At 73.3% G+C, this 23,163-nt stretch carries 20 protein-coding genes; 4 read left to right on the top strand and 16 right to left on the bottom strand.

Annotated features, from left to right (window positions below):
- The 11 genes from ACFYXK_RS27390 to ACFYXK_RS27340 form a co-directional block, all read right to left on the bottom strand.
- On the bottom strand, positions 1-698 hold a 698-nt coding region (locus ACFYXK_RS27390; RefSeq protein ID WP_389413519.1), incomplete at its 3' end, for an ABC transporter substrate-binding protein.
- 215 nt (positions 699-913) lie between these two features.
- On the bottom strand, positions 914-2,242 hold the full coding sequence (locus ACFYXK_RS27385) for a sulfate adenylyltransferase subunit 1 (RefSeq protein WP_389413518.1): 1,329 nt from the start codon (positions 2,240-2,242) through the stop codon (positions 914-916).
- A gap of 2 nt (positions 2,243-2,244) precedes the next feature.
- A complete protein-coding gene (gene cysD, locus ACFYXK_RS27380) occupies positions 2,245-3,183 on the bottom strand; it encodes a sulfate adenylyltransferase subunit CysD (RefSeq protein ID WP_389413517.1) in 939 nt (312 codons plus the stop codon).
- On the bottom strand, positions 3,180-3,725 hold the full coding sequence (cysC, locus tag ACFYXK_RS27375; protein WP_389413516.1) for an adenylyl-sulfate kinase: 546 nt from the start codon (positions 3,723-3,725) through the stop codon (positions 3,180-3,182). The genes cysD and cysC overlap by 4 nt, the downstream gene beginning before the upstream one ends.
- 59 nt (positions 3,726-3,784) lie before the next feature.
- Positions 3,785-4,504, bottom strand: a complete 720-nt coding sequence (locus ACFYXK_RS27370) for a phosphoadenylyl-sulfate reductase (protein WP_389413515.1) — start codon at positions 4,502-4,504, stop codon at positions 3,785-3,787.
- A complete protein-coding gene (locus ACFYXK_RS27365) occupies positions 4,501-4,680 on the bottom strand; it encodes a hypothetical protein (RefSeq protein WP_030155436.1) in 180 nt (59 codons plus the stop codon). Before ACFYXK_RS27365 ends, ACFYXK_RS27370 begins: the two co-directional genes overlap by 4 nt.
- Positions 4,677-6,368: a nitrite/sulfite reductase gene (locus ACFYXK_RS27360; RefSeq protein WP_383509782.1), complete on the bottom strand. Its 1,692-nt coding sequence runs from the start codon at positions 6,366-6,368 to the stop codon at positions 4,677-4,679. The genes ACFYXK_RS27365 and ACFYXK_RS27360 overlap by 4 nt, the downstream gene beginning before the upstream one ends.
- 225 nt (positions 6,369-6,593) lie before the next feature.
- Complete coding sequence (locus tag ACFYXK_RS27355) at positions 6,594-6,677, bottom strand: putative leader peptide (protein ID WP_309550570.1); 84 nt, start codon at positions 6,675-6,677, stop codon at positions 6,594-6,596.
- Positions 6,678-6,857: 180 nt separating this feature from the next.
- On the bottom strand, positions 6,858-7,421 hold the full coding sequence (locus tag ACFYXK_RS27350) for a GNAT family N-acetyltransferase (protein WP_389413514.1): 564 nt from the start codon (positions 7,419-7,421) through the stop codon (positions 6,858-6,860).
- Positions 7,422-7,426: 5 nt separating this feature from the next.
- A complete protein-coding gene (locus ACFYXK_RS27345) occupies positions 7,427-8,692 on the bottom strand; it encodes a GAF domain-containing protein (protein ID WP_389413525.1) in 1,266 nt (421 codons plus the stop codon).
- A gap of 359 nt (positions 8,693-9,051) precedes the next feature.
- Complete coding sequence (locus tag ACFYXK_RS27340) at positions 9,052-10,695, bottom strand: acyl-CoA dehydrogenase family protein (protein WP_389413513.1); 1,644 nt, start codon at positions 10,693-10,695, stop codon at positions 9,052-9,054.
- A gap of 17 nt (positions 10,696-10,712) precedes the next feature.
- Here ACFYXK_RS27340 and ACFYXK_RS27335 point away from each other — a divergent pair, with 17 nt between their 5' ends.
- The gene (locus ACFYXK_RS27335) at positions 10,713-11,834 is read left to right on the top strand and encodes a YihY/virulence factor BrkB family protein (protein WP_389413512.1); all 1,122 of its coding nucleotides are present in this window, start codon (positions 10,713-10,715) and stop codon (positions 11,832-11,834) included.
- Positions 11,835-11,923: 89 nt separating this feature from the next.
- Here the strand turns inward: ACFYXK_RS27335 and ACFYXK_RS27330 are convergent, their stop codons facing one another.
- Complete coding sequence (locus ACFYXK_RS27330; protein WP_389413511.1) at positions 11,924-12,343, bottom strand: VOC family protein; 420 nt, start codon at positions 12,341-12,343, stop codon at positions 11,924-11,926.
- Between the two features lie 340 nt (positions 12,344-12,683).
- On the opposite strand from ACFYXK_RS27330, the gene rsgA reads away from it, so the two are divergent.
- Positions 12,684-13,796 carry a ribosome small subunit-dependent GTPase A gene (gene rsgA, locus ACFYXK_RS27325; protein ID WP_389413510.1) on the top strand — a complete coding sequence of 371 codons (1,113 nt, stop codon included), beginning with the start codon at positions 12,684-12,686 and terminating at the stop codon, positions 13,794-13,796.
- Positions 13,797-13,866: 70 nt separating this feature from the next.
- On the opposite strand, the gene ACFYXK_RS27320 is transcribed toward rsgA, so the two are convergent.
- The 4 genes from ACFYXK_RS27320 to ACFYXK_RS27305 all read right to left on the bottom strand — a co-directional run bounded on the left by ACFYXK_RS27320 (position 13,867) and on the right by ACFYXK_RS27305 (position 17,154).
- Positions 13,867-14,244: a PPOX class F420-dependent oxidoreductase gene (locus tag ACFYXK_RS27320; protein WP_389413509.1), complete on the bottom strand. Its 378-nt coding sequence runs from the start codon at positions 14,242-14,244 to the stop codon at positions 13,867-13,869.
- 72 nt (positions 14,245-14,316) lie between these two features.
- Positions 14,317-15,534 carry a beta-ketoacyl-[acyl-carrier-protein] synthase family protein gene (locus ACFYXK_RS27315; protein ID WP_389413508.1) on the bottom strand — a complete coding sequence of 406 codons (1,218 nt, stop codon included), beginning with the start codon at positions 15,532-15,534 and terminating at the stop codon, positions 14,317-14,319.
- Between the two features lie 138 nt (positions 15,535-15,672).
- Entirely contained in the window at positions 15,673-16,155 is a 483-nt protein-coding gene (locus ACFYXK_RS27310) for a DUF456 domain-containing protein (protein ID WP_389413507.1), read from the bottom strand.
- A gap of 24 nt (positions 16,156-16,179) precedes the next feature.
- Entirely contained in the window at positions 16,180-17,154 is a 975-nt protein-coding gene (locus ACFYXK_RS27305) for a helix-turn-helix domain-containing protein (RefSeq protein WP_389413506.1), read from the bottom strand.
- 199 nt (positions 17,155-17,353) lie between these two features.
- Here ACFYXK_RS27305 and ACFYXK_RS27300 point away from each other — a divergent pair, with 199 nt between their 5' ends.
- Positions 17,354-21,133: a S8 family serine peptidase gene (locus ACFYXK_RS27300; protein ID WP_389413505.1), complete on the top strand. Its 3,780-nt coding sequence runs from the start codon at positions 17,354-17,356 to the stop codon at positions 21,131-21,133.
- A 104-nt stretch (positions 21,134-21,237) separates the two neighbouring features.
- Entirely contained in the window at positions 21,238-23,151 is a 1,914-nt protein-coding gene (locus ACFYXK_RS27295; RefSeq protein ID WP_389413504.1) for a protein phosphatase 2C domain-containing protein, read from the top strand.
- Positions 23,152-23,163: the final 12 nt, after the last annotated feature.

Genomic DNA, 23,163 nt, shown 5'->3' with positions numbered 1-23,163 from the left:
GAGGCGGTCGGCTCGGGCACCCAGGCGCCGTCGATGGAGCCCTGCTTGAAGGCGTCCGGGGTCACCTTGTTGTCCGTGCGGACGACGGAGACGTCTCCCTTGCCGGACTCCGGGTCGACCTTCCAGCCCTTCTCCGAGATCCAGTTGAGGAACGCGACGTCCTGCGTGTTCCCCTTCTGCGGGGTGGCGATCTTCTTGCCCTTGAGGTCGTCCAGGGTCTTGATCTTGTCCGGGTTGACGACCAGCTTGACGCCGCCCGAGGCCGAGCCGGAGATGATCCGCAGGTTGGAGCCCTTGGACTTGACGTAGCCGTTGATCGAGGGGGAGGGGCCGATGAAGCCGATGTCGAGGGAGCCGCCGTTGAGGGCCTCGATCTCGGACGGGCCGGCGTTGAAGGACTGCGGCTTGATCGCGGTCCCGCCGAGCTCCTTGGCGATCAGGCCCTCCTGGAGACCGACCAGGGCGGTGGCGTGCGTCAGGTTCGGGAAGTACCCGATACGGACCTCGGAAGCCGACAGCTTCTTGTCGCCGTCCGCGCCGGCGGCCGCCGCCTTCGGCTCGTCCTTCTGAGCCTGCGAACCGTAGCCGCAGGAGGCGAGGGCGCCGATCAGCAGCGGCAGGGCGGCGACGGCGGCGAGGCCGCGGCGCAGGCCCTTGTCACGGGAGAACGCGGTACTGGTGGAACCGGTGGCAGGCACGTGAGGACTTCCTCTCGACGCGCCGTCTGTGTGTTACGGCGCAGGTCTTCGACTGTGGTGCGGGGGCGGGCAGGCGTGGGGGGTGAGGGCGCGCGGGCAGTGCGCGTACGTCATCGCGCACATCGCGCCACTCCGCCCTGGCCGCTGCCGAGGGCGCCGCTGCCCACGCGGCCGCCCTCCTTCGCGAAGGTGGTGTAGATGTCGGTCACCATGACCTAGAAGTCCCATCCTTCTTCGTCCGCCTGCACGGTCTCGGCCTTGGAGGCGAAGGCCTCGCCGGCCATGCCCGCCGCCAGGGTGGTGCCGTCGGCCGGGTCGATCAGCAGGAAGGACCCGGTACGGCGCGAGTCGGCGTACGCGTCGAGCGCGAGCGGCTCGGCGGTGCGTACGACGACGCGGCCGATGTCGTTGGCCACCAGCTGACCCGGGTCGGGGTGCTGGGACAGGTCGTCCAGGGTCAGCCGCGAGGGGATCTCCTTGACGATCGCCTTGACCGTGCGCGTGGTGTGCTTGAGCAGCACCCGGGCGCCCACGGCGAGGGGCTGGTCGGCGACGTGGCAGACGGTGGCGATGACGTCCTGCGTGGTGGCGGGGGCGCTCGCGGACGGCGCGATCAGGTCGCCGCGCGAGATGTCGATGTCGTCCTTCAGACGCAGGGTCACCGACTGCGGGGACCAGGCGATGTCCACGCTCCCGCCGAGCGCGTCGATGCCCTCGATGACCGAGGTGCGGCCCGACGGAAGCACGGTGACCGGCTCGCCGACGCGCAGGACGCCGGAGGCGATCTGGCCCGCGTAGCCGCGGTAGTCGGGGTGCTCGGCGCTCTGCGGGCGGATCACGTACTGCACGGGGAAACGCGCCGGGCAGGCCGTGAGGTCGTGGCTGACCGGGACGGTCTCCAGGTGCTCCAGCACGGTCGGGCCGCCGTACCAGTCCATGTTCGCGGAGGGCTCGACCACGTTGTCCCCGGCCAGCGCCGAGATCGGGATCGCGGTGATCTCCGGGACGCCCAGCTCGGAGGCGTACGCGGTGAACTCCTCGGCGATCGACGCGAAGACGGCCTCCCGGTAGTCGACGAGGTCCATCTTGTTGACGGCCAGCACCACGTGCGGGACGCGCAGCAGCGCGGCGACGGCGGCGTGCCGGCGGGTCTGCTCGATGACGCCGTTGCGGGCGTCGACCAGGACCACGGCCAGGTCGGCGGTGGAGGCGCCGGTGACCATGTTCCGGGTGTACTGCACGTGCCCGGGGGTGTCGGCGAGGATGAACCGGCGGCGGGTGGTGGCGAAGTAGCGGTAGGCCACGTCGATGGTGATGCCCTGCTCCCGCTCGGCCCGCAGGCCGTCGGTCAGCAGCGCCAGGTCCGGGGCGTCCTGCCCGCGGTCCTGGGAGACCCGCTCCACGGCCTCGAGCTGGTCCTCGAGGACCGACTTCGAGTCGTGCAGCAGGCGGCCCACCAGGGTGGACTTGCCGTCGTCGACGGAACCCGCGGTGGCGAAGCGCAGCAGCGTCGTGGCGCTGAGCTGCTCGGTGGTGGTGGTCATCTCTAGAAGTACCCTTCGCGCTTGCGGTCTTCCATCGCGGCCTCGGACAGCTTGTCGTCGGCGCGGGTCGCACCCCGCTCGGTGAGGCGGGAGACGGCGATCTCGGCGATCACGGCGTCCAGCGTGGTGGCGTCGGAGTCGACGGCGCCCGTGCAGGACATGTCACCGACGGTGCGGTAGCGCACGAGGCGCTTCTCCACCGGCTCGGTGTCCTTGGGGCCGCCCCACTCGCCGGCCGTCAGCCACATGCCGTTGCGCTGGAAGACCTCGCGCTCGTGCGCGAAGTAGATCTCGGGGAGCTCGATGTCCTCGCGGGCGATGTACTGCCACACGTCCAGCTCGGTCCAGTTGGACAGCGGGAAGACGCGCACGTGCTCGCCCGGGGCGTGGCGGCCGTTGTAGAGCTGCCACAGCTCGGGGCGCTGGCGGCGCGGGTCCCACTGCGAGAACTCGTCACGCAGGCTGAACACCCGCTCCTTGGCCCGGGCCTTCTCCTCGTCACGGCGGCCGCCGCCGAACACCGCATCGAACCTCAGCTGCTGGATCGCCTCCGTGAGGGGAACGGTCTGCAGCGGATTGCGGACCCCGTCCGGGCGCTCGCGCAGCTTGCCGGCATCGATGTACTCCTGGACCGAGGCCACGTGCAGACGCAGGTTGTGCTGCGCCACCGCCCGGTCGCGGTAGGCCAGGACCTCGGGGAAGTTGTGCCCGGTGTCCACGTGCAGCAGCGTGAACGGCACCGGCGCCGGCGCGAACGCCTTCAGCGCCAGGTGCAGCATCACGATGGAGTCCTTGCCGCCGGAGAACAGGATCACCGGCTTCTCGAACTCACCCGCCACCTCACGGAAGATGTGCACGGCCTCCGACTCGAGGGCGTCGAGGTGCGACAGCGCGTAGGGCGCGTCCGTCCCTTCGTGGACGTGTGCGACGGTGGCGGTCATGCCAGACCCCTCTCGGTGAGCAGCGCGTGCAGGGCCGAAGCCGACTCCTGCACGGTCTGCGTGTGCGACTCGATGCGGAGGTCCGGGGTCTCCGGTGCCTCGTACGGGTCGTCGACGCCGGTCAGACCGGAGATCTCGCCCGCCGCCTGCTTGGCGTACAGGCCCTTCACGTCACGCTCGGAGCAGACCTCGACCGGGGTGGCCACGTGCACTTCGAGGTAGTTCGTCTCGGCGGCCGCGTGGCGCCCCCGGACGGCCTCGCGGCTGTCCGCGAACGGCGCGATCACCGGTACGAGCGCCTTGACGCCGTTGCTCGCGAGGAGTTCGGCGACGAAGCCGATCCGCTGCACGTTGGTGTGGCGGTCCTCGCGGGTGAAGCCGAGGCCGGCGGAGAGGAACTCGCGGATCTCGTCGCCGTCGAGGACCTCCACACGGTGGCCCTCGGCGCGCAGCCGCTCGGCCAGCGCGTAGGCGATGGTGGTCTTGCCCGCGCTCGGCAGCCCGGTCAGCCACACGGTGGCGCCCTGGTCGCTCACGCTCATCGTTCTCGTCTCCGTCGGTTCTTCGAGAGTCGGGTCTTCGGTTGCTCTGGATCGGCTCATCAGCCGTGCAGTCCGCACTCGGTCTTGGCCCGTCCGGCCCAGCGGCCGGCCCGTGCGTCCTCGCCCTGCGCCACGCGGCGGGTGCAGGGGGCGCAGCCGACCGAGGCGTAGCCGTCCATCAGCAGCGGGTTGGTCAGGACCCCGTGTTCGGCCACGTACGCGTCCACGTCGTCCTGCGTCCAGCGGGCGATCGGGGAGATCTTGACCTTCTGCCGCTTCTCGTCCCAGCCGACCACCGGGGTGTTCGCCCGGGTCGGGGACTCGTCGCGGCGCAGGCCCGTCGCCCATGCCTCGTACGCGGTCAGGCCCTCCTCCAGCGGCTTGACCTTGCGCAGTGCGCAGCACAGGTCGGGGTCGCGGTCGTGCAGCTTCGGGCCGTACTGCGCGTCCTGCTCGGCGACCGTCTGGCGCGGGGTGAGCGTGATGACGTTGACGTCCATCACGGCCTCGACCGCGTCGCGGGTGCCGATGGTCTCCTCGAAGTGGTAGCCCGTGTCCAGGAAGACCACGTCCACGCCGGGGAAGGCGCGGGAGGCCAGGTGGGCGACGACCGCGTCCTCCATGGAGGAGGTCACGGCGAACTTCCTGCCGAAGGTCTCGGCCGCCCACGTGAGGATCTCCAGCGGGGAGGCGTCCTCGAGGTCGCGGCCCGCCTGCTCCGCCAGTGCCTTGAGATCACGCGTCCCCGACACCTGGCCGACTGTCTGACTCGTCGTCATATCTCGTCCCCTCCGGCGGTGTCGGACCGAACGCCCCGGGCCAGCAGCCCGAGGTACTTCAGCTGGAAGGCCCGGTTGCAGGCCCTGCATTCCCAGGCGCCGTGACCCGTCTCGTTCGGAAACAGGTCCTCGTCGCCGCAGTACGGGCAGTAGAACGGGGCCGCGCGCTCGCTCACGAGAGGTCCTCGTCCTTCGCACGGGTCACCCAGGCGGCGAAGCGCTCGCCGTCCCCGCGCTGCTCCTGGAAGCGCGTGACGACCCGCTCGACGTAGTCGGGCAGACCGGCCGAGGTGACCTTGAGGCCGCGGACCTTGCGGCCGAAGCCGGCCTCCAGGCCGAGGGCGCCGCCCAGGTGGACCTGGTAGCCCTCCACCTGGTTGCCGTCGTCGTCCAGGACCAGCTGGCCCTTGAGACCGATGTCCGCCACCTGGATACGGGCGCAGGCGTTCGGGCAGCCGTTGATGTTGATGGTGAGCGGCTCGGCGAACTCCGGCAGGCGGCGCTCCAGCTCGTCGATCAGCGAGGCGCCGCGCGCCTTCGTCTCGACGATGGCCAGCTTGCAGAACTCGATGCCGGTGCAGGCCATCGTGCCGCGGCGGAACGGGGACGGCTTGACCCGCAGGTCCAGCGCCTCCAGGGCCTCCACGACGGAGTCGACCTTGTCCGCCTCGATGTCGAGGACGATCATCTTCTGCTCGGCGGTGGTGCGCAGCCGGCCGGAGCCGTGCTGCTCGGCGACGTCCGCGATCTTGGTGAGGGTGGCGCCGTCCACGCGGCCGACGCGGGGCGCGAAGCCGACGTAGAACCTGCCGTCCTGCTGCCGGTGGACGCCGACGTGGTCGCGCCACTGGCCGCTGGGCTGCTCGGGCGCCGGGCCGTCCGTCAGCTTGCGCTTCAGGTACTCGTCCTCGAGGACCTGGCGGAACTTGGCCGGGCCCCAGTCGGCGACGAGGAACTTCAGCCGGGCGCGGGTGCGCAGGCGGCGGTAGCCGTAGTCGCGGAAGATCGAGATGACGCCCTCGTAGACGTCCGGGACCTCGTCGAGGGAGACCCAGGTGCCCAGGCGCACGCCCAGCTTGGGGTTGGTCGAGAGGCCGCCGCCGACCCAGACGTCGAAGCCGGGGCCGTGCTCGGGGTGGTTCACGCCGACGAAGGCGATGTCGTTGATCTCGTGCGCCACGTCGAGCAGCGGCGAGCCGGAGACCGCGGACTTGAACTTGCGGGGCAGGTTGGAGAAGTCCGGGTTGCCCACGATGCGGCGGTAGATCTCGTCGATGGCGGGGGTGCCGTCGATGATCTCGTCCTGGGCGATGCCCGCGACGGGCGAGCCGAGGATGACGCGGGGAGTGTCTCCGCAGGCCTCGGTGGTCGACAGGCCGACGGCCTCGAGGCGGCGCCAGATCTCCGGGACGTCCTCGATCCGGATCCAGTGGTACTGCACGTTCTGGCGGTCGGTGAGGTCGGCGGTGCCGCGCGCGAACTCCTGCGAGATCTCGCCGATGACGCGGAGCTGCTCGGTGGTCAGCCGGCCGCCGTCGATGCGGACGCGCAGCATGAAGTACTTGTCGTCCAGCTCCTCGGGCTCCAGGATCGCGGTCTTGCCGCCGTCGATCCCGGGCTTGCGCTGGGTGTACAGGCCCCACCAGCGCATGCGGCCGCGCAGGTCGTTGGGGTCGATCGAGTCGAAGCCCGTCTTGGAGTAGATCGTCTCAATGCGTGTCCGCACGTTGAGACCGTCATCGTCCTTCTTGAACTGCTCGTTGCCGTTGAGGGGGGTGTGGTGTCCAACGGCCCACTGACCCTCACCGCGGTGACGGCCGGTCTTTCGGCGCGCGGCGGCGGGCGTTTCGGGGGTGGCGGCCATGGGGGTACATCCTTCTTCGGCGGCGTCAATGCAAGGTCAGGGGGAGCGGCGGCGAGCCCCTGTCATCGGCCCTGCCGCTGAGCAGGTGCGGCCGACAGCCACCCATTGCCGGTGTTTCCGGAGGTCAGGGCGGTCTTCTGCCTTCAGGGGGCATGCAGGTGCTTCGGGGGTCGACGCGTCCGCAGCGGCGGGGACGACGGCGACGTGCGGCGGTGGCTGGTTCCGTCAGCTCGCCGGACAGATGGCGCTGGACATGCGGCCGAGGTCGACGTGCCGCCGACTCACCAAGGCAATTCCAGCTCCATTCATGGCGGAAGCGTGTCATGTGCCGATTGGAGGAGTCCACTACTGTCCATTATTCGGACGATGTGGTCCCGTATTGCGAGACAAGGTGACGCCCGTCACCCGGGATCCGGCCTGCGACGCCACCGGGCCCGGCCCCCGTCGGCGGGGGCCGGGCCCGGAAGAATGCGGGCGCCGCGGGAGGCGTCAGGCGCCCGGCCAGGGGCCCGGGGTGGGGGCGGACTCCTTCTCCTGCGTCTGCGTCCTGAAGACCTTGAAGCCGCGGCGGAGGTAGTTGTCCATCGCGGTCGGGCCGTCCTGGCTGCAGGTGTGGAGCCAGACCCGCGTGGTCGCCCCGCGCTCCGGCCAGCGGTCCGCCAGGGACCACGCCGCCTCCACGCCCAGCGTCAGCAGGTGCCCGCCGATCCGGCGCCCGCGGAAGTCCGGGAGCAGCCCGAAGTACATGATCTCCACCACGCCGTCGTCCTGCGGGTCGAGCTCCACGTACCCGGCCGGCGTCCCGCGGTCGTACGCCACCCAGGTCTCCACGCCGGGACGGCCCAGCTGCTCCACCCACTGGGCGCGGGTCAGCGAGAGCCGGTCCGTCCAGTGGATGTCACCGCCCACCGAGGCGTAGAGGAAGCGGCTGAACTCGGGCGAGGGGACCTCCGCCCGCCGGACCTGTATCTCGGGCCCCGGGACGGCTGCCCGGACCAGGTCCTGCGGGGAGGTCATTTCCAGGGACCAGGTGGTGAGTGTGATGGTGCTCATGCAGGTCAGGGAATCACGGCCTGCCCCGTACGGCCCAGGCGGGCCCTGATCACCGCCGGTGCCGCGGAGTGCGGCAGCAGCGCCGCCGGGTCCTCGGGGCGGATCAGCTCCACCTCCACGTCGTCCGCGAAGCGGTACGGGCGGTGGGTCAGCACCCCTCCCAGGTGGCGCCGTACCCGCGACAGCTCCGCCCGGACCGTCACCGTACGCGTCGGGTCCCCGAACAGCTCCGCCGACAGCTCCGCCGCCGACCGCCCCCGCGGGCTCTCCGCCAGCAGGAACAGCAGCTCCGCATGGCGGGGGCTCAGCTCCTGGGACCAGCTCCCGGCGGCCCCGTACACCGTCGCGGACCACGTGCGCGGCCGGCTCAGGTCCAGGACGACCCGGCTCGCCGCCGTCGCCGTGCCCGGCCCCTCGGCGACGCGCAGCAGCCAGCCGCCCGGCAGCGGCTCCACGACGCACTCCCCGAGCTGCGGCACCCACACCCGGCCCGGACCGAACCCCTTCGGGAGCGGGATCCGGTCCGCCGGGGCCAGGCCCGTCACCGCCGCCGTCCAGCCCTGCGGGTCGACCACGACGGCCTGCCCGGGCAGCCGGGCCAGCAGTGGCGCCGCGACCGCCCGCAGCCGCTCCAGCGACTCCAGGTGCCGGATCCGCAGCTCCCGCTCCGCGAGCCGGGCCACCGCGCTCACCCACGCCAGCGTGGCGGGGTGCATGGTGGCCAGCGGCCCGCTGACGTCCACCACGCCCAGCAGCTGCCCGTCCCGCGGGTCGCGCACCGGGGCCCCCGCGCAGGTCCAGTCGTGGTGGCTGGAGACGAAGTGCTCCGCCGAGAACACCTGGACGGGCTGCCGGGCCACCAGGGCGGTGCCCACCCCGTTGGTGCCGACCACCGCCTCGTCCCAGTCGGCGCCGACCGAGAACCCCAGCCGGTCCGCCTTGCGCAGGATCGACGCGGCCCCCTCCCGCCACAGCAGCCGACCCTCCGCGTCGGCGACGACCATGATGTGCAGCGCCGTGTCCAGCGTCGGCAGCAGCCCCTCGCGCAGCACCGGCAGGATCTCCCGCAGCGGCGAGACCTGCCGCCGCTCCTCGGTCTCGGCGGTCGACAGCATCCGCGAGCGCGCGTCCCGGTCCGGATGCACCCCGCAGGCCAGCATCCGGCGCCAGGACTCGGCGATCTCCGGGCGGGGCTCGGCCGGCGGCCGGTCCCCGGCCAGCGCGGCCGCCCGTACCCCCTTGAGCAGACGCGCGGCCTCCCGCGCGTCCATGGCCGAGATGCGTGCCACATCGACCGTGCTGCCTGCGGTGTGGGCCACCGGAACCTCCCCGTGTGGAACAGGACGTACGAGGGAATCCGCCCGGGCGGTCCGCGCGTGCCGCTTCCCCGGGCACGCACGGCGGACGGTTCCGACTCAGAGGGTTGCAACGGTATGCAACTCTCGCCAAGTCCCGGTCACCCGACCGAAACTGTCCGGACGTCGCCTCGCGGCGTGACAGCTCCTCCTCGGGGCTTTCGGATCAGGGGTGGTGCCGAGTCGGCGCGGCGCCACCCCTGCTCCCGGTCAACGGGTCCGGATCCCGGCTCGGACCTGTTTGGGGACAGGGCCCGGGAGTGTGCCGACCGGCACTAGCCCGCGATCCGCGCCCGTTCGACCAGGGCACCCAGCCCCAGGCTGTGCGGCAGCGTGCCGAAGGCCGCGCCCCCGTCGCCGCCCAGGCGCGAGGCGCAGAACGCGTCCGCCACCTCCGGCGGCGCCCAGCGCACCAGCAGCGATCCCTGGAGCACCAGGGCGATGCGCTCCACGACCCGGCGCGCCCGCGCCTCGATGCCCTCCAGGTCCGCGAGCTCCGTCAGCAGCCCCTTGACGGCCGAATCCAGCCGGTGGTCGGCGCCGCGCGCCTGCCCCACCTCCTGGAGGTACGCGTTCAGCGCCTGCGGCTCCCGCTGCAGGGCCCGCAGCACGTCCAGGGCCTGTACGTTGCCCGAGCCCTCCCAGATCGAGTTCAGCGGGGACTCGCGCAGCAGCCGCGGCATCCCCGACTCCTCGACGTAGCCGTTGCCGCCCAGACACTCCAGTGCCTCCGCCACCATCGGCGTACAGCGCTTGGTCACCCAGTACTTCGCGGCGGGCACCGCGATGCGCAGGAAGGCCCGCTCCTGCTCCGTCCCCGCGTCGTAGGCGGCCGCGAGACGCAGCCCGAGGGTGGTGGCCGCCTCGGACTCCACGGCGAGGTCCGCGAGCACGTTGCGCATCAGCGGCTGCTCGATGAGCCGTGCTCCGAAAGCAGAGCGGTGCTCCGCATGGTGCACGGCCTGCGTCAGCGCCTGGCGCATCTGCGCGGCCGAGCCCAGGACGCAGTCCAGCCGGGTCGCCGCGACCATCCCGATGATGGTCCGCACCCCCCGCCCCTCCTCGCCGACCCGCCGCGCCCACGTCCCGGCGAACTCCACCTCGCCCGACGCGTTCGACCGGTTGCCGAGCTTGTCCTTCAGCCGCTGGATCGCGAACGCGTTGCGCGTGCCGTCCTCCAGCACCCGGGGCACGAGGAAGCAGGTCAGCCCCCCGGGGGCCTGCGCCAGCACCAGGAACCCGTCCGACATCGGCGCCGAGCAGAACCACTTGTGCCCCGTCAGCAGGTACTCGCCCGCCGCGCCCAGCGGTTTCGCCGCCGTCGTGTTCGCCCGTACGTCGCTGCCGCCCTGCTTCTCCGTCATCCCCATGCCGAACAGCACCCCGCCCTTCTGCGCGGCCGGCCGCAGCCCCTCCTCGTACACGTGCGAGGTCAGCCGCGGCTCCCACTCGGCGGCCAGCTCCGGGTCCGTCCGCAGCGCCGGTACGGCCGCATGGGTCATCGAGACCGGGCAGCCGTGCCCCGCCTCGGCCTGCGACCACACGAAGAACCCGGCCGCGCGGCGCAGGTGCCCGGCCGGCCGCCCCCACGCATCGGTGAGCCCGGCGCCCACCGCGTGCCCGAGCAGCCGGTGCCACGACGGGTGGAACTCCACCTCGTCGATCCGGTTGCCGTACCGGTCGTGCGTACGAAGTTTCGGGGGGTTCTCGTTCGCCAGCGCACCCCACCGCTGGGCCTGCGCCGAGCCCGTGGCCCGCCCGAGTTCCGAGAGCTCCTCCCGCACTTCGCCGAGGAGTTCGGGCGCAGAGGCCGACAGGTACCGCTCCACGCCCTCGCGAAGGGCCCGGTCGGTGCCGTAGACGTCGTAGCCCACCAGGGGAGGGGGCTGGTTGGTGACGGTGTGGGTGGTGGCTGCCATGCGGATACCGTAAGGACGTGCAGCCAGCAAAAGAAACACCCGAGCGGGTCCCCGGGCGGCTCCATCGGGCCCGCGCCCTCTACCGCAACGTCTCCAAGCGCAAGATGGCGTGGCTGCTCCTGAAAGACACCGTCAATTCGTGCATCGAGTACCGGATCCTCGGCCTGGCGGCCGAAGCGGCGTTCTTCACGCTGCTCTCGCTGCCGCCGCTGTTCCTCGGCCTGCTGGGCCTGCTCGGATACGTGGACGGCTGGACGGGCGGCACCTTCGTGGCCTCCATCGAGGAGAACATCCTGAACGCGGTCGGCACCGTGCTCTCCGACCGCGGGGTCAACGACATCGCGAAACCGATGCTCGACGACGTCACCAAAGCCGGCCGCCCGGACCTGATCTCCCTCGGCTTCGCCTTCGCCCTCTGGTCGGGCTCGCGGGCCGTCAACGTCTTCATCGACACCATCACCGTGATGTACGGGCTCGACGGCCAGCGCGGCATCGTCAAGACCCGGCTGCTGTCCTTCCTGCTGTACGTGGTCGCCCTGGTGATCGGCGCCGTCGTACTGCCCCTGATGGTGGCGGGGCCGGACGCGGTCGTCCGCTGGGTGCCCTGGAGCACCGAGGTGATCGCGGTCCTCTACTGGCCGATCGTCACCCTGCTGTCCATCGCCTTCCTGACCACGCTGTACCACGTGTCCGTACCCGTGCGCTCCCCGTGGATCGAGGACGTGCCGGGCGCGCTGGTGGCGCTCGCCATGTGGGTGCTGGGCTCGTTCCTGCTGCGGATCTACCTGACCAACACCGTCGAGGGCCCGACCATCTACGGGTCGCTGGCCGCGCCGGTCGCCGTCCTGCTGTGGATCGGCGTGTCGGCCTTCGCCGTCCTGGTCGGCGCGGCCGTGAACGCCGCCATCGACCGCGTCTGGCCGTCCGTGGCCACCGCCGCGGCCCGCGAGGCGAACGAGCGGGCCCGGGAGGCGGAGGCCGCGCAGCTGGTCGCGCGGGCCGCCGCATGGCGGGCGCTGGCCGAGGGCGAGTCGGAGGACGACGAGGAGGGCGACGCCGGGATGCCGTCCGAGTTCCCGGAGCGCTGGTCGAACTTCCTGCCGCCGGAGGACTACTCCTCGCGCCTGCGCAAACACTGACCGCCGGACCCGCCGTGGCCCGGACCCCGCCGTGGCCCGGCGCCGCGGTCGCGGGGTGCGGGGCCGCGCCGGGCGGACGGGTGCGCGGCCTACGCCCCGGCGGGATCTTCGCCAGGCGCTCCGGCCGGGGCGAACAGCGAGACGGCGCAGCCGTCCGGATCCAGCACCACGGCGTAGCGCTGCCCCCAGAAGGCGTCCCAGGGCTCCAGGTGACCCTTGTACCCGGCGTCCGTCAGCTCGGCGTACACCGCGTCCACCTCCGAGGGGGAGTCGCACAGGAACGCCAGGTCCCGCCGGCTGTCCTCGGCGGGACGCGTCCAGGAGGGGTCGAAGGAGCGGACGACGTCCTCCGTGTCCCAGGCGATCCGGAGCCCGCCGGGGAGGACGACCTCCACGTGCGGCTGCTCCTGCGCCCCGGCCGGGATGTCCAGGCCCAGGCGGCGGTAGAAGGCGAGCGAGGCGGCCATGTCGGAGACGACCAGGCCGATCAGGTCGAGTCGGGGAGTCATGCGCCCAGACTACGAGCCGCCCCGCCCGCCGGTCTTGAACCCACAGGACGCGCGGCAGGGCCGGACGGGCGCCGTCGCGGCGGGGCCGGACGGGCGCCCGGAAAACAATTGGCGGGCTCCTCGGCGCCCTTGTTACGGTGAACGTGTTCCCGCCGATCAGCGCGGAACTGCCGGCACGTGCAGGACCCGGAGGTGAGTTCAATTGATGACTGTCGTCACGCAGGGCGCGAACCGCACCCAGAAGACCATCAATGTCACTTCCGTGGTCTCCGGCTGACCTCACACCTCTTCGCGCGCCGCTGAGCGCGCGCTGCCGGGGCCACCCTGTGAAGGGTTCCCCTTGTCTTTCTCTTCTTCTTCGTTCCCGTCTTCCGCGTACGCGCACGCCCTCACCCCCCTCGGCTGGGACGAGGCGTGGGAGGCCGAGTTCGCCCCGTACGGCGACCAGGGCCGGGTCCCCGGCCGCGTGGTGCGGGTGGACCGGGGCCAGTGCGACGTCATGACCGCGGACGGCATCGTCCGCGCCGACACCGCCTTCGTCACGCCGCACGACCCGCTCCGCGTCATCTGCACCGGTGACTGGGCCGTCGTCGAGGCGGCCGGCAACCCCCGGTACGTGAAGACGTACCTGCCGCGCCGGACCGCGTTCGTGCGCTCCACCTCCTCGCAGCGCTCCGAGGGGCAGATCCTGGCCGCCAACGTCGACCACGCGATCATCGCGGTCTCGCTGGCCGTCGAGCTCGACCTGGGACGTATCGAGCGCTTCCTGGCCCTCGCCTGGGAGTCCGGCGCACAGCCGCTGGTCGTCCTGACCAAGGCGGACCTCGTACCGGACCCGGTGACGCTCGCGCACCTGGTCCAGGACGTGGAGACCACGGCGCCCGGAGTCGACGTTCTCACCGTCTCCTCCCACACCGGGGAGGGCACGGATGTACTGGCGGCCGTCGTCGCCGGCGGTACGAGCGTGCTGCTCGGCATCTCCGGCGCGGGCAAGTCCACCCTGGCGAACGCGCTGCTCGGCTCCGACGTCATGGACGTGCAGGCCACGCGCGACGTGGACGGCAAGGGCCGGCACACGACGACCACCCGCAACCTGCTGGCCCTGCCCGGCGGGGGCGTCCTCATCGACACGCCCGGACTGCGAGGCGTCGGCCTGTGGGACGCCGAGGCCGGGGTCGGCCAGGTCTTCTCCGAGATCGAGGAGTACGCGGCCGACTGCCGCTTCCACGACTGCGCGCACGAGGCCGAGCCGGGGTGCGCGGTGCTCGGGGCGGTCGAGTCCGGGGCACTGCCGGAGCGGCGCCTGGAGAGCTACCGCAAGCTGCTCCGGGAGAACCAGCGGATCGTCGCCAAGACGGACGCCAGGCTCCGCTCCGAGATCCGCCGGGACTGGCGCATGAAGTCGGCGGAGGGCCGCGCCAATTACGCGGCGAAGCGCACCGGCCGCTACTGACCGGCGAAGCCCCGGCCCCGGCCCCTGTCCCTGCCCCTGCCCGGGCAGGGGCCTGGCCCGGGGCCGGGCGTCAGGCCTCCAGGCCCCACGCGAACACCCGCTCCGGGTGGATCCGGATCACCTCCGGGCTGAAGTGCGGGCCCAGCGCGTGCGGGCCCGTCTCCAGCGTGGCGCGGCCGCGGATCTCGATCCCGCGGACCCGCCACGGCCGGGTGCTCACCAGATCGTCCACCACCAGCGCGAGCCTCGGATTGCCCTGGAGGTTCCGCCACTTCTTCGTCGTACCCATGGCCAGGCCGCCGACCAGGATCGTCCCGTCCTCCTGGGGGAAGAACCCCACCGGGTTCGCCTGCGGCTGCCCGGCCGCGTCGACCGTCGCCAGCCGCCCCAGACGCTGCGACCCGAGGTACGCCAGCTCCGCCTCGCTGAAACCCTTGAACTCCGTCATACGCGCCATCCTCGCCGCACCGCCGGCGTCCCGCATCGGGCCTGCGGCCGAGCACGACCTACGGCCGCGGTCCTACGCCGTGAACACCAGCGAGACGTTGTGCCCGCCGAAGCCGAACGCGTTGGACAGGGCGGCCGGCACCCGCCCGTGCCGTGCTTCGCCCCGGACCACGTCCAGGCCGATGTCCGGGTCGAGGGTGTCGAGGTTGCGGGTCGCCGGGACCACCCCGTCCCGGACCGCGAGGATCGCCGCGATCGCGCCGACGGCACCGGCGGCGCCGAACAGGTGCCCCGTCATCGACTTGGTCGCCGTCACCGCCGGGTGCCCGCCCACCGCCTCGGTGACCGACCGCGCCTCGACCAGGTCCCCCGAAGGCGTGGAGGTGGCATGGGCGTGGACGTGCGCGATGTCCGAGGGGGCGAGCCCGGCGGCGGCCAGCGCCAGCCGCATGGCCCGTACCTGGCCCTCCGCGTGGGCGGCCGTGATGTGGTGCGCGTCGGAGGTCACCCCGGCCCCGGCCAGCGTCGCGTGGACCCGGGCCCCGCGCGCCGCCGCGAAGGCGGCCCGCTCCAGGACGACCACGCCCGCGCCCTCACCGATGACGAACCCGTCCCGGCCGGTGTCGAAGGGCCGGGAGGCCGCCGCAGGGTCGTCGTTGCGCGTGGAGTGCGCCTTGGCCTGGGCGAACCCGGCCAGCGGCAGCGGATGGATGCACGCCTCCGTACCGCCGGCGACCACGACGTCGGCCCAGCCGAGGCGGATCAGGTCCAGGCCCAGCGCGATCGCCTCCGCGCCCGAGGCGCAGGCGCTGACCGGGGTGTGCGCGCCGCCGCGCGCACCGAGGTCGATGCTCACCCAGGCGGCCGGACCGTTCGCCATCAGCATCGGCACGGTGTGCGGGGACACCTTCCGTACGCCCGAGGCCTCCAGTACGTCGTCCTGCCCGAGCAGGGTCAGCGCCCCGCCCGTCCCGGTCCCGATGACCACCGCGAGCCGCTCCGGCTCCACCTCCGGCCGCCCGGCTCCGGCCCACGCCTCCCGCGCGGCGACCAGCGCCAGCTGCTCGCACCGGTCCATCCGCCGGGCCTGCACCCGGTCCAGCACCTCACCCGGCTCCTGCCGCACCCGCCCCGCGATCCGCACGGGCAGCGCGTGGGCCCACTCCTCCTCGATGGCCCCGATGCCGTTCTCGCCGCGCAGCATCGCCCGCCAGGTCGCCTCCACGTCCCCGGCGAGCGGGGTGGTGGCCCCGAGTCCGGTGACGGATACGCCGGTGCGGTCAGCGCTCATGGCTCATCCCCTTGTGGTCTTCTCACAGTTGGTCGGACTGCTGTCCCTTCCACTGTCACAAGCAGGGGCCGGATGCAGGGGCAAGATGATCAACGGACTCGGCGTCAGGAGTTTGTGGGGTTGCGCCATGGCGGTCGGTCAGCCGACCAGTACGGCCCCGACCCACGCACCCACCACCATCAGGCACGCGAGCAGCTCCACGAGCACGCTCGTCCCCACCGCCCGCATCACCGCCCGCACCGAGGCCCAGGCCTCGCCGTGCGTGCCCAGCCGCAGCCGCTCGCAGAGGTAGATGCCCCCCACGAACCCCGCGGCCGCCCCCAGCACCGGCACCACCACGAAGCCGAGCAGCGCACCGGCGCCCGCGTACACCGCCATCCGGCGGCTGACCCCCACCCCGCGCAGCCGCCGCGGCGGCAGCTGCCACTCGATCACCTGGACCACCAGCAGCAGCGCCGTCGTCGAGACCAGCAGGGACCACGCCAGTGCCGAGCGCTCGTGCAGCGCCCACCACAGCACGCCCGCCCAGACCAGCCAGGTCCCCGGAACTCCCGGGACCAGCACCCCGAGCACCCCGAGCAGCAGCACCAGCCCCACCATGAACAGCTGAGGCAGATCCATGCGCTCAGCCTGACCGACCAGGGGCTATCGGGCCACCCAGCCCCGTTCGTACGCATGCCAGCCCAGCTGGAGCCGGGTCGTGACCCCCGACAGCTCCATCAGGCCCTTGACCCGCCGCTGGACCGTCCGCAGCCCCAGCTCCAGGTGCTTGGCCACGCTCGCGTCCGTCATGCCGGCCAGCAGCAGCGTCAGGATCTCCAGGTCCGTGGTGTCGGGGGTGCCCTCGGACACCTCCGCCCCGTCGTCCCCCAGCCTCAGCGGCAGCGCCTCCCGCCACACCGCCTCGAACAGCCCCGTCAGGGACTCCAGCAGCCCCGACGCGTGCACCACCAGCGCCGCCGGCTCCGCCCCCGGCCCCGTCAGCGGCACGAGCGCGAGCGACCTGTCCGCGATCACCAGCCTGGTCGGGACCTGCCCCGTCACCCGGACCCCCTCGCCCCGCGCGAGCGCCGTCGACGCCTCCCGGATGCCGGTCGGCAGGGCCAGTACGTCCCGCTCGATGACCACCCGGTACTCGACGCCCCGCGCGGCGGCCTGTTCCTCCGCCTCGTTGTCCATCCCCGTCACCACCTGGGGCCGGCTGCTGACCAGGGCGCACACCTCCTCCACCGCGCCCACCTGGAGCTGGTGGAACCGGTGCGCCACCGCGCTCGCCCCCGTCACCACCTCCACCAGGTCGTGCACCGACGGCTCGGCCGCCTCCGCCCGGTACTCCTGCGCCAGCAGCGCCGCCGCCAGCTCCGCCTGCTCCAGTTCGTGCCGCTGCTGCGTCAGCAGCGCCCCCAGCGCCACCCCCGGCGGGGCGGCCACCCAGCGCCCCGGCCGGGCCGAGGACTGCGCCGCCAGCCCGTGGCGCTCCAGGTGCCGCAGCGCCCGCTCGGTCTGCGGCACCGGCAGCGCCAGCCGGTGCGCCAGGTCCGGTATCTCCGCCGCCCCCAGCGCCACCAGCGCGCGGTACGCCGACTCCTGGCCCTCGTCCAGGCCTATCGCACTCAGCAACCCGTCCACCCACCCTCTCGACGCCGTTCCTGGCGGGAAGCGGCCACGGCGCAAACCCGCCGCGGACATCATCGCCGCACCTCCCGCCCCTCTGCCAAGGTGACGCCACCGCAGCACCAACATCCGCCGGTCAGAAGCCACTTGCGGGCAGCTTTGCCATGCGATGCAGCAGTTGGCCGGAATTCACCTGGGGAGAGCGATGCGCCCGATATCGCGCACGGTACTGGGAGCGGCCGGCGCGGCCGTCCTGGCCGTCACCGCCATCGGCCCGTCGGCGGCACAGCCGGTCGACGGAGCGCCCGGAGGAGCGGCGAAGAGACCGCTCACCGGGAGCGAGGCGGCCGGAAAGCAGCCCACGGCCCCCGTCACCGTGACCCTGGTCACCGGCGACCGGATCCTGGTGTCCACCGACCCGGCCGGCCGCACCGCCGCCACCGCGATGCCGCGCGAGGACGGCTCGCAGCCGCTCGTGCAGACCCGCCAGAGCGGCAAGGACCTGTACGTCTACCCCGAGAGCGCGGTCAAGGCCCTCGCCGCCGGCCAGGTCGACCGGGAGCTGTTCAACGTCACCGGCCTGATCCGGCAGGGCTACGACGACGCCCACGCCGAGAAGCTCCCGCTCATCGCGGTCTACGACGCCTCCGTCAACCGGGCGCGCAGCGCACCGCCCACCCCGCGCGGCGCCGAACGCTCCCTCGTCCTCGGCTCCATCGGCGCCGTCGCCCTCGCCGCCGACAAACAGCAGGCCGCAGCCTTCTGGGCCGACATCGCGCCCGGCCGGTCCTCCCGCTCGGCCGCCGCCGGAGGGCTGAAGAAGCTGTGGCTCGACGGCAAGGTCCGGGCGAACCTGGAACGGTCCACCCGGCAGGTGAACGCCCCCGCGGCCTGGGCCGCCGGCTACGACGGCAAGGGCACCAAGGTCGCCGTCCTCGACACCGGCACCGACCTCGAGCACCCCGACCTCAAGGGGCGCGTCTCCGCGTCGAAGAACTTCACCGACTCCGACACCGACACGGACCGCCAGGGCCACGGCACCCACACCATCTCCACCGTCGGCGGCTCCGGAGCCGAGAGCGGCGGCGCCAGGAAGGGCGTCGCGCCGGGCACCGAACTGCTCAGCGGCAAGGTGCTGGGCGACGAGGGCTACGGCCTCGATTCGTGGATCATCGCGGGCATGGAGTGGGCCGTCGAGAGCAAGGCCGACGTGGTCTCCATGAGCCTCGGCGACCCCTCGCGGACCACCTGCGACGACCCCATGTCGGCCGCCGCCGAGCGGCTCGCGCAGAGCAGCGGCACCCTCTTCGTGATCGCCGCCGGCAACTCCGGCCCCGGCAACAACACGGTCTCCTCGCCCGGTTGCGCGCCCGGCGTGCTGACCGTCGGCGCCGTCGACCGCGACGACACCACGGCCTCCTTCTCCAGCCGCGGCCCCGCCGGACTCCGGCACACCCTCAAGCCCGAGATCGCCGCCCCCGGCGTCGGGATCTCCGCCGCAGCCATGGGCGGGCGCGGGGTGTACGCGTACCGGTCCATGTCCGGAACCTCGATGGCCACCCCGCACGTCGCCGGGGCCGCGGCCGTCGTCAAGCAGCGCCACCCCGACTGGACGCCCCAGCAGGTCAAGGCCGCCCTCGTCGGCTCCGCGAACTCCGGCGTCCCCGGGGACGTACGCCAGACCGGCGGCGGCCGCCTCGACGTCAAGGCCGCCGTCGACACCACCGTGACCGGCGCCCCCGCCGTGCAGGGCGGCGCGTACCACTGGCCGCAGGACCGCAGCGACCGGACGACCGCCGAGCTCCCGTACACCAACACGGGCACCCGGCCCGTCACCCTGAACCTCGCCCTCGAGAAGGTCACCGGCAACGACGGCTCGGCCGTCCGCAGCCGGATCGCAGGCCTGGACCGGCGTACCGTGACCGTCCCGGCCGGCGCCACCGTCAAGGTGCCGCTCGCCCTCGACCCCTCGGCCCGGCTCGAGCGCTCGCAGTACGGGGACGTCACCGGCCGCGTCGTCGCCACCGCGGACGGCGTGCACGTCTCCACCCCCTTCTCGCTGTACGTGGAGCCGGAGACCGTCACCCTGCGCGTCAAGCTGATCGACCGCGCGGGCAGGCCCGCATCCGGACCCTCCTCCCTCGACGTCATCGGCACCGACGACGCCGGCGGGGAGCGCCGCTTCAACGACGGCGCCGTGGACCAGGTCTACCGGGTGCGCCCGGGCTCCTACTTCCTCTCCGCCTTCGTCGGCACCCTCGACGCCGGTGACGGAGCCACGCTGTACGACTCCCTCACCTACCTGGGCCGTCCCCAGGTGGAGGTCAAGAAGGACACCGTGATCGTGCTGGACGCCCGCAAGGCGGCCCGGCTCTCGATCGCCACCGACCGGCCGAGCGAGGCACGCAGCACCACCCTCGCCTTCTCCCGGTACTGGGACGAGTCCTGGCTGCACGCGGGCACCGCGATGGGCGGGCGGACGATCCGCGGCTACTACGCCTCGGTCGAAGGCCGGGCGCACGAGGGCGAGTTCGAGTTCGGCAGCTACTGGCGCGCGGCCGCGCCCCTGATCTCCGAGCTGAAGGCCGCGGGCGGCCCGGCGCTGCACCCGATCACCGCCTCCACCGGCAGCGACAACCTCGACGCAGCCGGCAGCGCGCCGCTCGTCGACGCGGGCTCCGGTACCCCGCAGGAGCTCGCCGCCGCCGGCGCCAAGGGCGCGATCGTGCTGGTCAAGTCCGAGGACGGCTCGCTGTACCAGGTCGCGGACAACGCGAAGGCGGCCGGGGCCAAGGCCGTCCTCGCCCACCGCGACGCGCCCGGCCGCTGGGTCGGCTCCACCGGCTACGCGGGCGGCTCGCTCCCGGCCCTGACCATCGAGCGGGCGGAGGCGAAGGCGCTGCTCGCCAGGCTCGCCGCCGGCCGGGTCACGCTGACCTGGAAGGGCAGCGCGAAGAGCCCGTACGTCTACAACCTGGCCCAGATCGAGAACGGCCCGGTGCAGGGGGAGCGCACCTACCGGGTGCGCGACCGTGACCTCGGCTCCGTCGAGTCGACGTACCACTCGATGGGCGTCGCCGCCGACTTCGTCGACCTGACCGGCGCCTACCGGCCGCTCGGCAACGCCGTGTACTTCGGCGGTCTGGACACCGTGGCCGTCCCGGGCAAGCGCACCGAGCTCTATTCCGCCGGGGACACCGCCTGGGACCACATGGTCTCCAGCAGCTTCCCGTGGGGCGAGTTCATGACCGACCGCCAGCGCACCTACGCCAAGGGCGGCCAGCGCAGCGAGAGCTGGTACGACGGGGTCGTCGGCCCGGTCGCCGGCCGCGACCCCGCGGGCCGGCCGCAGCTGGCCGCCGAACGGCAGGGCAACCTGATCGGCTTCGCCTCCGCGATGTGGGGGGACACGGGGCACTTCGCGCAGCAGGGCTCCTTCGGAGACGTCGGCGGGCTCGTCCTCAAGCGGGACGGCGAGCAGATCGGCGACAGCTGGTACCCGTCGGGGGTCTTCGAGGTCCCGGCGGAGGAGGCCACGTACGAACTGACTCAGCAGATCGAGAAGTTCGGCCAGCCGGCGCGCACCTGGCAGCGCTCGCAGGCGGTGGCGACGACGTGGACCTTCGTCTCGAAGCAGGACCCGGCCCAGTACTCGCAGTCCATCCCGATCCTGTTCCCGTCGATCTCGATCCCGGCGGACGGCATGAAGACGCTGCCGGCGGCGGACGGGCAGACGATCGGGCTGGCCGTGACGGGGCACGCGGGGTACGCCCCGGGCGCGCTGACGTCGGTGAAGCTGTCGTACTCGTACGACGGTGAGCACTGGACGCAGGCACAGGTGTCCGAGCGGGGCGGCCGGTGGTCGGCGGTCGTGAACCACGCCGGGGCCGGGGCCGGCCGGCAGGTGACGCTGAAGGTGGAGCTCACCGACGCGAACGGCGCCGCCGTCACCCAGACGGTCGCGCGGGCGTACGACATCCGGTAGGTCGTACGAGAGATACGAAAAGGGGTCCACCGGGCGGCGGCCCGGTGGACCCCTTTTCGCGTATTCGGCGTTTTCTGCCGCTCTGGGGGGCCGAGAATGGGCCCATGAGTCAGCAGGGCGCGGACGACTGGTGGCAGAAGCTGTACGAGGACCCGGACACCGGACCGGCCCCGGACCCGGGGGACACACTGGAGAGCCGTTTCCACTCGGCGTCGGCAGTGACGTCCCCACCGGACCCGGCCGTGCCGACCCCGCGCCCCGCACCCCCCGGGCCCCCGGAGCCGCCCCCATGGCCGGCGCCGCCGGGGCAGCCGCCGGGTGCCGTGCCGCCAGGTCCGCCGCCGGGGTCCGTGAGTCCCGGGCAGCCGCCGCATGCCGTGCTGCCGGGGCCGCGGCGGGAGGCCGCGCCGGAGCCGCCGGCACCCCGGGACCCCCGGGAACCCGGCACGACCGGATACGGCCTCGGCAGTGTGACCGTGCCGCCGGCGCTCCCGGAGCAGCCTCCTGAACTGCCGGTCTGGCGCTGGGGCGTCCCCCGCGACACCCCGCCCGAGCCCCCGTCCCCCGCCCCCGGGCAGGCCTCCGGCACCTGGCCGGCACGCGAACAGGCCCCGGGCCCCGGCGCCGCCCCCGGGTGGCCCGAGCGCGCCCCCGCGCAGGGCGCGGGCTCCTGGCCCGTCCCCGGACCGGAGTCGGGCCCCGACGCCGGTACGAGCTCCTCGCCCGGAGCCGGAGCCGGAGCCGGAGCCGGAGCTGCGGCGGGAGCGGGACCGGCACCGTGGGCCGACACGGGCGGGGCTCCCCCGCCCGGGGCGGGCACGTGGCCCGACAACGGGTCCGGCCCGGGAGCCCGGCCCGCCGCCGAGCCGTCGCCCGCCTCCGGCGACGAGCCGTCGACCGGTTCCGCAGTCCGGCCCCGGGCCGATGCCGACCCGCGGTCCGGTACGCAGCCTCCGGCCGCTCCCGCGGGCCAGTCGTGGACCGGATCCACGGGGCAGGCACGGCCCGGGGCGGGGGAGACCGCAGGGGCGAGCGCCGCCGGTGGGTCGTGGCCCGGCGGCGGTACCGGCCCCGGCGGCGAGTCCTGGTCCGGTGCCGCTGCCGGCGGCGGGGCGGGGGCTGCGGGCCTGGCCGGGGAGCGGCCCGTCGTGGGGTATCTGGGGGATCGGGCCCCCACCTATGCCGCCGAGCCCGGGGCGCTGCCCCTCGCCGATCCGGGGACGCTCGACGCCCTCGTGCCCGACACCGTCCTCGAGGGGGCCCGGCACGGGACGTACACCCTGCGCGCCACCTCCGTGCGCGGGGACTCCGCCCGGTTCCGCGGCGAGGCCCGGCGGGACTTCCTGCTGACCGCCCGCTTCGGCACCGGCGACGACGCCCTGGTCCTCGTGGCCCTCGCCGGCGGCGACAGGGCCGCCCCCGGGGCCGCCGAGGCCGCCGTCGAGCTGTGCCGCTGGATGGCATCGGCCGTCGGCCGGAGCCGGGAGCGGCTGGCCGACGACATCCGCGCCGGCCGGCGCGACGCCCTGCGCTCGGGGCTCCAGCGGCTGACCGACCGCGGCTACGGCCGCCTGCGGGCGCACGCCGCCGAGCTCGGGCTCCCGGAGGACGCGTACACCGCCGGCCTGCGCGTGCTGCTGCTCCCCATCGACCCCGAGTGCAAGACCCGGGTCTGCTTCGGAGCGGGCGCCGGCGGCCTGTTCCGGCTCCGGGCGGGGGCCTGGCAGGACCTGGAACCCGAACCGGCACCGAAGCCGGAGCCGGAGCCGGACTCGACCGAGACCGGCGGGGACGGGTTCCGGTTCCGGGCCGCCGTGGCCCGCCCCGGCGACACCCTGCTGCTCTGCTCCGGCGGGCTGGCGGACCCCATGCGCGAGGAGGGCCTCCTTTCGGCCGAACTCGCGGCCCGCTGGGCCGACCCGGAGCCCCCCGGCCTCGCGGCCTTCCTCGCGGACACCCAGCTCCGCCTCAAGGGCTACGCCGACGACCGGACGGCCGCCGCGGTCTGGGAGGCGTGAACCGGCGGAACG

This window comes from Streptomyces sp. NPDC002209 (assembly GCF_042890265.1).
In the GTDB taxonomy this organism is placed as follows: domain Bacteria; phylum Actinomycetota; class Actinomycetes; order Streptomycetales; family Streptomycetaceae; genus Streptomyces.
Note: the sequence above shows the minus strand (reverse complement) of the source record. Positions and strands in the feature narration are given on the sequence as shown.

What these genes read in the sequence shown, in the direction of transcription:
- ACFYXK_RS27385 (WP_389413518.1), bottom strand. Translation starts at nt 2,242, where the DNA reads ATGACCACCACCACCGAGCAGCTCAGCGCCACGACGCTGCTGCGCTTC.
- cysD (WP_389413517.1), bottom strand. Translation starts at nt 3,183, where the DNA reads ATGACCGCCACCGTCGCACACGTCCACGAAGGGACGGACGCGCCCTAC.
- cysC (WP_389413516.1), bottom strand. Translation starts at nt 3,725, where the DNA reads ATGAGCGTGAGCGACCAGGGCGCCACCGTGTGGCTGACCGGGCTGCCG.
- ACFYXK_RS27370 (WP_389413515.1), bottom strand. Translation starts at nt 4,504, where the DNA reads ATGACGACGAGTCAGACAGTCGGCCAGGTGTCGGGGACGCGTGATCTC.
- ACFYXK_RS27360 (WP_383509782.1), bottom strand. Translation starts at nt 6,368, where the DNA reads ATGGCCGCCACCCCCGAAACGCCCGCCGCCGCGCGCCGAAAGACCGGC.
- ACFYXK_RS27355 (WP_309550570.1), bottom strand. Translation starts at nt 6,677, where the DNA reads ATGAATGGAGCTGGAATTGCCTTGGTGAGTCGGCGGCACGTCGACCTC.
- ACFYXK_RS27350 (WP_389413514.1), bottom strand. Translation starts at nt 7,421, where the DNA reads ATGAGCACCATCACACTCACCACCTGGTCCCTGGAAATGACCTCCCCG.
- ACFYXK_RS27345 (WP_389413525.1), bottom strand. Translation starts at nt 8,692, where the DNA reads ATGGACGCGCGGGAGGCCGCGCGTCTGCTCAAGGGGGTACGGGCGGCC.
- ACFYXK_RS27340 (WP_389413513.1), bottom strand. Translation starts at nt 10,695, where the DNA reads ATGGCAGCCACCACCCACACCGTCACCAACCAGCCCCCTCCCCTGGTG.
- ACFYXK_RS27330 (WP_389413511.1), bottom strand. Translation starts at nt 12,343, where the DNA reads ATGACTCCCCGACTCGACCTGATCGGCCTGGTCGTCTCCGACATGGCC.
- ACFYXK_RS27320 (WP_389413509.1), bottom strand. Translation starts at nt 14,244, where the DNA reads ATGACGGAGTTCAAGGGTTTCAGCGAGGCGGAGCTGGCGTACCTCGGG.
- ACFYXK_RS27315 (WP_389413508.1), bottom strand. Translation starts at nt 15,534, where the DNA reads ATGAGCGCTGACCGCACCGGCGTATCCGTCACCGGACTCGGGGCCACC.
- ACFYXK_RS27310 (WP_389413507.1), bottom strand. Translation starts at nt 16,155, where the DNA reads ATGGATCTGCCTCAGCTGTTCATGGTGGGGCTGGTGCTGCTGCTCGGG.
- ACFYXK_RS27300 (WP_389413505.1), top strand. Translation starts at nt 17,354, where the DNA reads ATGCGCCCGATATCGCGCACGGTACTGGGAGCGGCCGGCGCGGCCGTC.
- ACFYXK_RS27295 (WP_389413504.1), top strand. Translation starts at nt 21,238, where the DNA reads ATGAGTCAGCAGGGCGCGGACGACTGGTGGCAGAAGCTGTACGAGGAC.